Origin of the sequence: Mycobacterium sp. 1245805.9 (assembly GCF_001672915.1) — a bacterium.
GTDB lineage: Bacteria > Actinomycetota > Actinomycetes > Mycobacteriales > Mycobacteriaceae > Mycobacterium.
In genome coordinates, this window is the sequence record NZ_LZKR01000188.1 from 1 (window position 1) to 10,318 (window position 10,318).

At 70.4% G+C, this 10,318-nt stretch carries 12 protein-coding genes; 4 read left to right on the forward strand and 8 right to left on the reverse strand.

Annotation, left to right across the window (positions count from 1 at the left end; genetic code table 11):
* Both A9X00_RS24870 and A9X00_RS24875 read right to left on the reverse strand, forming a co-directional pair.
* Positions 1–1,276 (reverse strand): PE family protein (locus tag A9X00_RS24870; protein ID WP_067159596.1); only part of this gene is annotated, 1,276 nt, incomplete at its 3' end.
* A gap of 163 nt (positions 1,277–1,439) precedes the next feature.
* Entirely contained in the window at positions 1,440–2,933 is a 1,494-nt protein-coding gene (locus A9X00_RS24875) for a bifunctional phosphatase PAP2/diacylglycerol kinase family protein (RefSeq protein ID WP_067159624.1), read from the reverse strand.
* 24 nt (positions 2,934–2,957) lie between these two features.
* Here A9X00_RS24875 and A9X00_RS24880 point away from each other — a divergent pair, with 24 nt between their 5' ends.
* Positions 2,958–3,683 (forward strand): hypothetical protein, encoded by a 726-nt coding sequence (locus tag A9X00_RS24880; protein ID WP_067159598.1) that lies wholly within the window; start codon positions 2,958–2,960, stop codon positions 3,681–3,683.
* Here A9X00_RS24880 and A9X00_RS24885 read toward each other — a convergent pair.
* The 3 genes from A9X00_RS24885 to A9X00_RS24895 are packed head-to-tail and all read right to left on the reverse strand — an operon-like array spanning position 3,674 to position 5,379.
* Entirely contained in the window at positions 3,674–4,354 is a 681-nt protein-coding gene (locus A9X00_RS24885; protein ID WP_067159601.1) for a GAP family protein, read from the reverse strand. The genes A9X00_RS24880 and A9X00_RS24885 overlap by 10 nt on opposite strands.
* Positions 4,355–4,380: 26 nt before the next feature.
* The gene (locus A9X00_RS24890) at positions 4,381–5,052 is read right to left on the reverse strand and encodes a GAP family protein (RefSeq protein WP_067159604.1); all 672 of its coding nucleotides are present in this window, start codon (positions 5,050–5,052) and stop codon (positions 4,381–4,383) included.
* A 21-nt stretch (positions 5,053–5,073) separates the two neighbouring features.
* A complete protein-coding gene (locus A9X00_RS24895; protein ID WP_067159607.1) occupies positions 5,074–5,379 on the reverse strand; it encodes a hypothetical protein in 306 nt (101 codons plus the stop codon).
* Between the two features lie 103 nt (positions 5,380–5,482).
* Between A9X00_RS24895 and A9X00_RS24900 the strand changes: the two genes are divergently transcribed.
* Together A9X00_RS24900 and A9X00_RS24905 are read left to right on the forward strand one after the other, a co-directional pair.
* On the forward strand, positions 5,483–5,713 hold the full coding sequence (locus A9X00_RS24900) for a hypothetical protein (protein WP_067159610.1): 231 nt from the start codon (positions 5,483–5,485) through the stop codon (positions 5,711–5,713).
* A gap of 21 nt (positions 5,714–5,734) precedes the next feature.
* Positions 5,735–7,255: a glycosyltransferase family 39 protein gene (locus A9X00_RS24905; protein WP_067159613.1), complete on the forward strand. Its 1,521-nt coding sequence runs from the start codon at positions 5,735–5,737 to the stop codon at positions 7,253–7,255.
* Here A9X00_RS24905 and A9X00_RS24910 read toward each other — a convergent pair whose 3' ends face one another.
* Together A9X00_RS24910 and A9X00_RS24915 are read right to left on the reverse strand one after the other, a co-directional pair.
* The gene (locus A9X00_RS24910) at positions 7,256–8,089 is read right to left on the reverse strand and encodes a family 16 glycosylhydrolase (protein WP_067159616.1); all 834 of its coding nucleotides are present in this window, start codon (positions 8,087–8,089) and stop codon (positions 7,256–7,258) included.
* A 157-nt stretch (positions 8,090–8,246) separates the two neighbouring features.
* Positions 8,247–8,699, reverse strand: coding sequence for a MarR family winged helix-turn-helix transcriptional regulator (locus A9X00_RS24915; protein WP_067159627.1), 453 nt, complete (start codon positions 8,697–8,699; stop codon positions 8,247–8,249).
* A 118-nt stretch (positions 8,700–8,817) separates the two neighbouring features.
* On the opposite strand from A9X00_RS24915, the gene A9X00_RS24920 reads away from it, so the two are divergent.
* The gene (locus A9X00_RS24920; RefSeq protein WP_067159619.1) at positions 8,818–9,441 is read left to right on the forward strand and encodes a hypothetical protein; all 624 of its coding nucleotides are present in this window, start codon (positions 8,818–8,820) and stop codon (positions 9,439–9,441) included.
* Here the strand turns inward: A9X00_RS24920 and A9X00_RS24925 are convergent.
* The coding region (locus A9X00_RS24925) for an NADP-dependent oxidoreductase (RefSeq protein ID WP_067159621.1) at positions 9,438–10,318 on the reverse strand (881 nt) is incomplete at its 5' end. The genes A9X00_RS24920 and A9X00_RS24925 overlap by 4 nt on opposite strands.

The following is a 10,318-nucleotide window of genomic DNA, read 5'->3' on the forward strand; positions in this document are numbered from 1 at the left end:
AGCCGCCCTGGCCGCCGGTGCCCCCGAACGCCAGGCCGGGCGCGCCGTAACCGTTGCCGCCGTGGCCGCCGAGGCCGAAGAGCAGGCCGCCGAGCCCGCCGAGCCCGCCGGTGCCGCCGTGACCGCCGGCCTGAGCCATCCCGCCGTCGCCGCCCGCCCCGCCGATGCCGAAGAAGGAACCCCCCGCGTAGATGCTGCCGGCACCGTCGCTGAACACGTAACCGTTGTCGCCGCCGTTTCCGCCGGGGCCGCCGGTGCCGCCGGGCGTCAGGGCGGTGCCGCCGTGGCCGCCGTGGCCGCCGAGGCCGAAGACGAGACCGCTGCCGCTGCCGCCCTGGCCGCCCTGGCCGCCGATGTTGCCGGCGCCGATGGCCGCCCCGCCGGCGCCGCCGTCGGCGCCGGTGCCGATGAGGTTGAAGAGGGCCCCGCCGCTGCCGCCGTCGCCGCCGACGCCCGCGAGCCCGTTGGTGAAGTTGAGGCTGGAACCGCCGGCCCCGCCGGCGCCGCCCAGGCCGTAGATCAAGCTGCTGCCGTTGCCGCCGGCGGCGCCCCAGCCGGCGACGAACCCGTTGCCACCGGCCCCGCCGATGCCCCCGTTGCCGATCAGGAGCCCGCCGTTCCCGCCGAAGCCGCCGTCGCCGCCGACGCCGTTGATGCTGACACCGCCCGTCCCGCCGGCCCCGCCGTTGCCCCACAGTCCGACGGCATTGCCGCCGTCGCCGCCGAAGCCGGCCACTCCAGCGCCGATCGCGTTGCCGCCGTTTCCGCCGCGACCGCCGTTGCCGAACAGGAAACCTCCGCTGCCGCCGCGGCCGCCGTTCTGGCCGGCCCCGCCGGATCCGCCGTTGCCACCGTTGCCCCACAACAGCCCGCCGTTCTGGCCGTTGGCGCCGGTGTTGGGGGTGCCGTCGGCGCCGTCGCCGATCAGCGGGCGGCCCAGGAAAGCTTCGAAGGGCGCGTTGATGTCGTTGAGCAGCCCCTGCAGGGGATTGGCGTTCGCGGCCTCGGCCCCGGCGTAGGAGGCCGCGCCCGCGTTGAGGAGCTCGACGAATCGCTGGTGGAATGCCGCCGCCTCGGCGCTGATCGCCTGGTAGGCCTGCGCGTGCGCGCCGAACAACGTCGAGACCGCCGCCGACACCTCATCGGCGCCCGCGGCCGCCACCGCCGACGTCGGGGCCGCCGCCGCGGCGTTGGCCGCGCTGATCGTCGAACCGACATTCGCCAGATCCGAGGCCGCCGCCGTCACATACTCCGGAACCGCGATTACAAAGGACATCCGACCTCCGACCGACGCGGCGACCGCCCATAGTCGCCCACTGCCAAAATCGTGTATCGCTTGCCCGGCCTACCGATCCCAAGTTTCAGCGGTCATCGCAGCAACCCTAAGAGCAAACACTCGGTCGCTGAGGCGGAGCTAAGCGGGGACTGTGTTGGCGCTGTTAAACCGTTGGGGGCGGCCGGAACACCGACAGGATCCGGTATTTCGCGCAGAAACTCGCGTGGTCGTACCGCTCGCCGACCTCGCCGTCGTGGGCGATGACGGTCGGGCCGTCGACGGCCGAGAAGCTGAACTCCGGCACCTGCAGCTCGTGGTAGAGCGGGCTGCGCGGCAGGCGTCCGAGCGCCAGCGCGGTCAGGATCCGGGTCCGCGCCCACGGGCGGCCGGCCTCCAGGATCCGCACGTCGATCAGGCCGTCGTCCATGCGGGTGCGACGCGACGGCGCGAATCCGCTCGGCAGGTACACCGAGTTGCCGAGGAACAACAGCGACGTCTGCAGGGTCTTGTTGTCGTAGCTGATGGTGACAGGCCGGTCGGTGCGCAGCGTGCGCAGCAGCGCGTAAAAGCTGGCCACCGGCTTGCCGACGCGCTTTTCCAGCTTTTCGCGCCGCTGCACGAACTTCGGGTAGGCGCCGATGCTCGCGGTGTTGAGCACCATCCGAGATTCGTTGAGGCACACCAAGTCAACGCGGAACATGCTGCCGCGTCGGATCGCGTCCACGGTTTTTGCCACGGTGTCGCAGCCGATGTCCTTCGCGAAATGGTTGAACGTGCCCCCGGGAAAGACCGCCAGGGGAAGTCCCGCGTCGATGGCGACCGATGCCGCGGCCGCCACGGTGCCGTCGCCGCCGCCGACCGCCAACACCTCGGCGCGCTCGGCCGCGCTCCGCAGCGCCGGCTCGGGATCCTCGTCGGGTCCCAATTCGACGATCTCCGCCTGGGGCAGTTCGGCGCGGACCTCGTCGACGATGCGGGCGCCCGTGCCGCTGCCCGACGACGGGTTGACGACCAGAACGACGCCGGAGCCGTCGGGGCGTTGCGGGGTGTCGACGAGCAGCGGTTCGGTCCGGGGCAGCGCCGCTTCGGCGATCGGAGGGACAAGGCGGCCGCCCAGCACCGCGAGGCCGGCGCCGATGCCGAATCCGGCGAGGACGTCACCGGGGTAGTGCGCGCCCGTCGCCACCCGCGACAGCCCGACCATGCCGGCCAGCAACGCCAGGACGAAACCCAACGGTGGATTCTCGAGCCCCACCCCGACGGCAAACGCCGCGGCGCTGGCGGAGTGTCCCGACGGCAGCGAATTGGAGACGGGACGGCGGCGCACCCGCCTGACCAGCGGCACCGACTCGTAGACGGGCCGCGGGCGGCGTCGGATTCGCTTGGCGACCTGGTTGGTGACCAGGCTGGTGGCGCCGAGCGTGACGACGCCGCGCGTCGCGCCGCGCTGCGCGGACGATTTGCCCGACGACAGCAGCGCCGCGGCGATGGCCAACCACAGCTTGGAGTGATCGGCCGCCCGGGTCAGCGGTGGCATGAGCGTGTCCAGCAGCGGGGTGGGCGTCCCGGCGATCGTCTCGAACAGCTCCCGATCCAGGGTGCCCAGTCCGCGGGTGATCTGTCTGACGCCGCGCGGGCGTTGCCAGGGCCTGTTCATCGACTCCACCCTAAATTGGCAAGCGTGCGCGCAAACGGCTACTCCGAGGCGTGGCGGGAAAACGCCCGACGCCGGGGCGTGCCCGCGGATGCCGTCGCCGAGATCGCGCGGCGGCACGCCGTCACGCCGGAGAGCTTCGCGATCCTCGAGCGGGCCGAGGAGATCAAGGACCCGCACGGCAAGTCCTTCTTCCTGTTGCCGCCGGGGATCAGCGGGGACGACGCGCGCACGGCGACGCTGCTGACCTACGTCCTGAACGCGGGGACCGACTACGCCAAGGCGGGCCGGCGGCCCGCCGATTTTCCCGAGACGCCGTACCGCGCCGCGGAGGTCACGCGAATCATCAAGCGGCAGAACGCAAATCGCTGGAGTTACTCCCGCGACGTCCGGTTCGTGCACCGCAACGGCGGGCGCCTGGTGACGACCCCGAACGGCATCCTGATGGGCGTGGGCGGCAATTGGCTGCAGCGGCAGTTCAGCCGGCGGGGCGGCACCACGTGGGGCGACATCTTCATGGTCAATGGCGGCCCGCTCACCGACCCGGCGGAGCGGCTGCGCCGGATCGTCCGGGGCAGCGTCGATCTGGACCGGGTGCTGCACCACGAGGAGCGGCACTGCCGGCAGTGGGCGGCGAAGGGCTACCTGGGCATGCTCGGCGGCTACGGCTGGGAACTGGTGCGCGAGTTGGCGTTCGGCAAGACCAACAGGCTCGAGGAGGACGCCGGCCTGTCCGACGGCGGCTACAGGTGATACAGGGCGCGAATCCCGTGGGAGAGCACCATCGCACCGATCACGACCAACAGCGCCGCCAGGAGGGCGGCGTTGTTCTTGTCCATCCATTCCTTGACCCGCGCCAGTGTCGGGTCGAGGCGCTGGCCGGCCGCCGCGTAGGCGAGGATCGGGATCGCGACGCTTGACGCGGCGACGACGATGAAGAACGCCGCGGCCAGCCAGTCGCCGGCGGCGCCGAGCCCGCTGGTGCCGATGGCCAGACCGGCCGGCACGCAGATCAGCGACACGTCCGGCCGCACCACCGCCAGCGCCGCCCCGGTAAGCCCCGCGCGGGCCGGAGTGATCGTGTCGAACGTGCGCATCCAGGCCGGCGACTCGCTGTGGCCCTGCCGGGTGAACCATTTGAAGATGCCGTAGCCGATCAGCGCCGCCCCGAGGATCACCCGCAGCCAGGACGACCACCGCGGCGGCGACTTGTCCAGGCCACCGAGCAGGCCGGAGGCGGCGACGGACAGCGCCGTCAGCGCGGCGATGCCCAGCACCCAGCCGGCGAGGAAGGCCAGGCTGGCCGGCCGGGCCCGCGGCGCCTGCAGGACCAGCACCGCGGGGATGACCGTGAGCGGCGAGAGCGAGATGACGAGCCCCAGCGGAATCAGCCCGGTCGCGACGGTAACCCAGCTTCCTGCCATGGGCTGCAATCTAGCGTGCCGCGCTCCTACAGCGCGTGAATTCCGTTGTAAAGCACCAACAAACCGATGAGAACGAGGATGACCGCGAGCATGGCCGCGTGGTTTTGCTCCATCCACTCCTTGAGCCGTTCCAGCGCGTCGTCGAGGCGGCCGCCGGAGCCGACGTAGGCGAGGATCGGCGCGGCGACCGTCGACGAGGACACGGCGACGAACACGGCCCCGGCCGTCCAACCGGCGGCGACGCCGAGCCCGCCGGTTCCGATCGCCAGGCCGGCGACCGCGCACAGGATCAGCACCTCGAGGCGCACGACCGTCAGCACCACCCCGGTCACGCCGGCGCGCCGCGGGGTCATCTTGGAAAACGAACGCATCCAGGCCGGGCTCTTGCCCTGGCGATGCCGGGTCAGCCAGCGGACGACGCCGAACACGATCAGCGCGGCCCCCAACACCACGCGCAGCCACGACGCCCACGTCGGTGGTGTCTGGTGCAGACCGCCCAACAGGTCGGAGGCGCCGACGAATGCTGCGGTGAGGGCGCCCATGCCCACCAGCCAGCCGCCGAGGAACGCGAGGCTGGTCGGCCGCGGCCGCGGCGCGTGGAGGACCAGGACCGCCGGGATGACCGTGATCGGTGAGAGCGCGATGACCAGACCGAGCGGAATGAGCTTGGTCAGCGCGGAAACCAAGTTGCCTGTCACGGGCAGCAATCATCGCATTGCTCAGGCTTTCCGGCGCAGCGTCCAGGCGGGTATCCAGTGCGTCACGGTCTTCCGCTTGGAGCCGTAGGCGATCGGGTAGGTCACCAACCCCCACCAGTCGCCCTGTTCGCAGATGCCCCAGCAGCTCAGCCGCCCCTCGACGACCTTGTGCAGCTGCAGGCCGTTGGGTTGGTACCGCCCCGAGCGGTGGGGCTCGCGCGGGAAGAGCACGGTCAGGTCGATCAGCACCGCGATCGGCGGGCGCACCACGCGAAACGGGTCGCGGACCGGCTGCCCGTTGTATCCGATCGACGCCAGGTCGCCCATTTATCGATCATACGTTCGAACGCTGATTGCTGAGCAAGGTCGTTTCCGGATGGCGCGCCCCGGCGCGGGCCTATAGTCGCGGCACCGAGATCGAGGGGAACACATGAGGACGTTGATCGCCGGCGGGCTGCTGGCATTGGGCGGGCTGCTGACCACCGCGGTGGGCGTGGCCAACGCCGACGAGGTTCAGGTCGAGGGCGTCTATTCGACCGAGGCCGCGTGCCTCGTCGACGGGCCACACGTCGAGATCGAGTACGACAACGGGCGCTACACCCACTACGCGTGCCGCGAGGGCGGCGACGGGCTGTGGTACCTGTACCTGAACAACGGCTAACGTCTGGCAACATAGCGGGCGGTGAGCGCCTCCGATACCCGCGAGTCAGGGCAAGCGTTCGACCCGCTGGTCGTCGGACTCCTCGCGGCCGCAATAAGTTTGGCCGGCGCCGCCCGCCCGTCCTTCTGGTACGACGAGGCCGCCACCATTTCGGCCGCCTACAGTCGATCGCTGGGTCAGCTGTGGCAGATGCTGGGCAACGTCGACGCGGTGCACGGCCTGTACTACCTGCTCATGCACGGCTGGTTCCAGGTGTTTCCGCACACCGAGTTCTGGTCCCGCGCGCCAAGCGGTCTGGCGGTGGGCGGCGCGGCCGCCGGCGTGGTGGTCCTGGGTCGGCAGTTCTCGTCCCGCACCGTCGCGCTGGCATCGGGGGTCCTCTGCGGGGTCCTGCCCCGCACGACATGGGCGGGCGTCGAGGCGCGGCCCTACGCCCTATCGATGATGGCCGCCGTGTGGATAACGGTGCTGCTGGTCGTCGCGGCGCGCCGCAACGGCGCGTGGTCGTGGCCGGCGTACGGCGTCGCCCTGGCGATGTCGATCGTGCTCGACGCGTATGTCGTGTTGCTGGTGTTGGCGCACCTGGTCTACCTCGCCGTCTTTGTCCCGACGCGAAAAGTGTTGCTGCGCTTCGCCGTTACTGCGGTGCTGGCGGTGGGCGCCCTGGCGCCGTTCTTGGCGGCGGTCGCCCGGCAATCGCCGCAGATCAAGTGGGTGCCGACGATCGGGCACCGGACGATCGAGGACGTGGTGGTTCAGCAGTACTTCGAGCGCAGCCCGCCGTTCGCGGTTCTCTCGGCGCTTGTGGTGGCCGCGGCTATTGTGTTGTGGCTCAGCCGATCCGGGCGGCCGGAGCCGGGGGATCGGCAGTTGCTGACCCTCGCGGTCGGCTGGCTGGCGATACCGACCGCCCTGATCGTGCTCTTCTCGGCGCTGGCCCACCCGATCTACACGCCGCGCTACTTGGCCTTCACCGCGCCGGCGATGGCGCTGATCCTGGGCGTCTGCACCGCCGCCGTGACCGCCCGGGCGTGGGCGACGGCGGCGCTGGTCACCCTATTCGCCGTCGCTGCGGTGCCGAATTACGTTCGGGCGCAACATAACCCGTATGCCAAGTACGGGATGGACTACAGCCAGGTGGCCGACCTGATCACCGCCAAGGCGGCGCACGGTGACTGCCTGCTGGTGAACGACACGGTGACGTTCATGCCCGCCCCGATGCGGCCGCTGATGGCGGCGCGCCCGGATGCCTACCGGAAACTGGTCGACCTCACGCTGTGGCAACGGGCGACGGACCGCCGGGACGTCTTCGACACCAACCTCATCCCGGAGGTCGTCGCCAGGCCGTTAAGCCAGTGCGGCGTCGTCTGGATCATCACCCAGGCCGACCCCGCGGTGCCCGCCCACGAGCAGGGCCCGGCGCTTCCCCCGGGTCCGGTCTACGGGCCCACCCCCGCGTTCGCGGTCCCGCACGACCTGGGCTTCCGGCTGGTCGAGCGCTGGCAGTTCAACCTCGTTCAGGTGATCAAGGCCGAACGGTAGTCACCAGATGCGGATGTAGTCGACGAGCATGTCCGCCGGGTAGCCCGCGGCGGCGGGATCGCCCGCGCCCACGCCGCCGACCGCCAGCGTGAACATGGGCGTCATCCAGTAGCCGGGGTTGTTGAACGGCCACCGGAAGTCGTCGGGGGCGCCGCCGTGCACGTGGATGGGTTTGTTCGGAACGGTGAAGTACTGCGCCCCGTCGCGGGAGAACTGGAATCCGTTTTCACCCCAATGCATTTGCCAGGTGTGCCACCCGCCGTCCACCAACCCGGGAATCGACTTGCCTTCCCAGGTCTTCCCGTTGGACGCGGCGTGCACCGTGGTTCCCGGGGGCCACGAGCCGTTGCCGTACCACTCGAAAAGGTCGACCTCGCCGTCGGGCAGCGGATCCTCGTTGACACCCCAGAACGCCGACCACAGGCCGGGTTCCAAACAGTTCAGCTTGATCTTCGCTTCCCAGGTTTGGTTGATCATGCTGCGGAAGTTCCCCCGCAGTTTGGCGCCGTAGTAGGTGTCGCCCTCCTGGGTGGCACGCAGCACAAGGTTGGAGTTGCCGTCCTGGAACACGTTGCGGCGGTCGTCGCGGTAGATCCCGGCCACCGGCGGGAAGACGTCGTCCTGCCAGGTCTGCACCGTCCACTTGGCCGGATCGGGGGCCGAGCCCGCCGGGCCGTCGAAATCGTCGGCGAAGATGTAGCCGCCGCTGCCCGCCGACGGCGCCTTCGGCGGCGCCGGAAGCGACGGATCGGCCAGCGCCTCCGGGAGCGGGGACGCGGCCACGGCCGCCAGCATGCTCAGCCCCGTGGTCAACAACATGCTGCGACGATCCATCTGCTTACCACCCAATCGCTAAAAAGCCGGCACCTGCGGCCCGGCGTGATCTTCCCCGAGGCAACTTTCGCAAACGGTGTTATAAAACCACGCACCGGGGGCGGTGTGCATCTCGCGCGGCGGTGCGTCGCCCTGCGTTTTTGCGGATTAACCGCTGCTAGCGGGACGAATCCGATTCGCAGGCGTCCGGCGGGCGGGTGCCCGCGGCGTAAAGCAGTTGCTTGAGCTGGCGCTGCTCGTCGGGGGTGAGCCGGCCCAGGACGCGTTGATCGGCCGTGTGGACGGCGGCGTCGGCCCGTTTGAGCAGGGCCTTGCCGCGGCGGGTGAGCTGGGCGGGCATCGCCCGGCCCGACGGCGTCGACGCCGGGCGGCTCAGGGCGCCGCGTTCCTCGAGCGCGTGCAGCACCTGGTTGGCCGCCTGCGCCGAGACGTTGGTGCCGCGGGCCAGCTCGGCGCTGCTGAGCCCGGGGTGGTGGGACAGGATCCGCATGCACACGAACTCGGGCAGCGTGAGGCCCAACGGCTTGAGCTCCGCGGCCAGCTGGGGCCGCAGCGCCGCCACCACGCGGTACAGCAAAAATCCCAGCGGCGCCTCGTGGGATTCACTCACGCCCTCATGCTCGCATGCGCCCGGCGGTTCGGAGAGCGCAACCATCAATTTCCTTGACATCGCCGCCGGCGGTGGTATCAAGGAGCTTGATAGTCCGATGTGGAAAGGAACGACAGCGATGTCTGGTGGATTTTTCGGTGGTTTCGGCGGTTTCGGCGGTCCCGGCTTCGGCGGACCCGGCTTCGGCGGCCCCGGCTTCGGCGGTTGGGGCGAAAAGGGCTGGGGCCACGGCGGCTTCGGGTTCAAGGGCGGTTTCGGCCACGGCGGCCCCGGCGGGCCCGGCGGTCGGCACTTCCTCAAACGTGCGGCGTTCGTAACCGCGGCGCTGCTGCTCGACGGGCCGGCCAACGCCGAGCAGATCGTGCAGCGGGTGTCCGACGCGACCGAGGGCGCGTTCACGCCGCCGCAGGACGTGGCGGAGCTCGCCATCGGCCTGCTGGCCGGCCGCGGTGTGGTGACGGTCGACAACGGCGTGGCGACGCTGACCGAGCTGGGCCGAAACCTGCTGGCCTGGCGGGGCATCAGCAGCGAGACCGCGCACGCCTTCCTGGGGCGGGCGGCCAAGTTCGGTGACGTGTTCAAGATCCGCAGAACGCTCTTCGAGCTCGCGGGGCTGGCCCGCACCATCGCCTGGACGGGCACCGACGAGCAGAAGGAGCAGCTCGCCGAGACCCGGACCAAGGTGCTGGAGGCGCTGACTGACGCCAAGAAGACGCTGCACCGCGTCCTGGGTGAAGGTTAACCGGAGGCCGGTTCGCTCAGCTTGACCAGCATCTTGCCGATGTTGGCTCCGGTGAACAGGCCGTTGAGGGCGTCGACGCACGACTCGACGCCCTCAAAAACGGTCTGGCGCGCCTTGATTCGGCCCTCGCGCTCCCACTGGCGAAGCGCGGCATGGGCTTCGTCGAAGCGGCCCCAGTCGTCGAGCGCGTTGAACCCCTGCATCAGCGCGGTCTTCGACAGCAGGTTCACGTAGTTGGCCGGTCCCGGGTGCTCTCCGCTGAGGTAGCTGGAGATGACGCCGCAGAGCACCACCCGCGCCTTGGTGGCCAGCCGGCCCAGCACCGCGTCCAGGATCGGCCCACCCACGTTGTCGAAGTAGACGTTGACCCGGCGCGGGCAGTGCTGTTTGAGCGCCGCGGCGACGTCCTCGTTCTTGTAGTCGATGCAGGCGTCAAACCCGAAGTCCTCCACCACCGCCCGGCACTTCTCCGGTCCGCCGGCGATGCCGACCACCCGGGCGCCGGCGATCTTGGCGATCTGCCCGGCCACCGACCCGGTGGCGCCCGCGGCGGCCGACACCACCACCGTCTCGCCGGGCTGCGGCCGGCCGATGTCCATCATCCCGATGTAGGCGGTGGCCCCGGTCGGGCCGTACACCGACATCACCGCCAGGTGATCCACTTTTTTAGACGGGTCGGCCCCACCCGGGACGGGTGTGCTGAACACGTCGTCGCGGATGATCACGTACTCCTGGAAGCCGCTCAGGGTGGTGACGACGTCGCCGATCTTGAAGGCGTCACAGCGCGTCGCCACCACCTCGCCGATGCCGGCCGCCCGGATGACCTCGCCCAGCTGGACCGGCGGCAGGTAACCCGGCTGGTCGTTGAGCCAGGTGC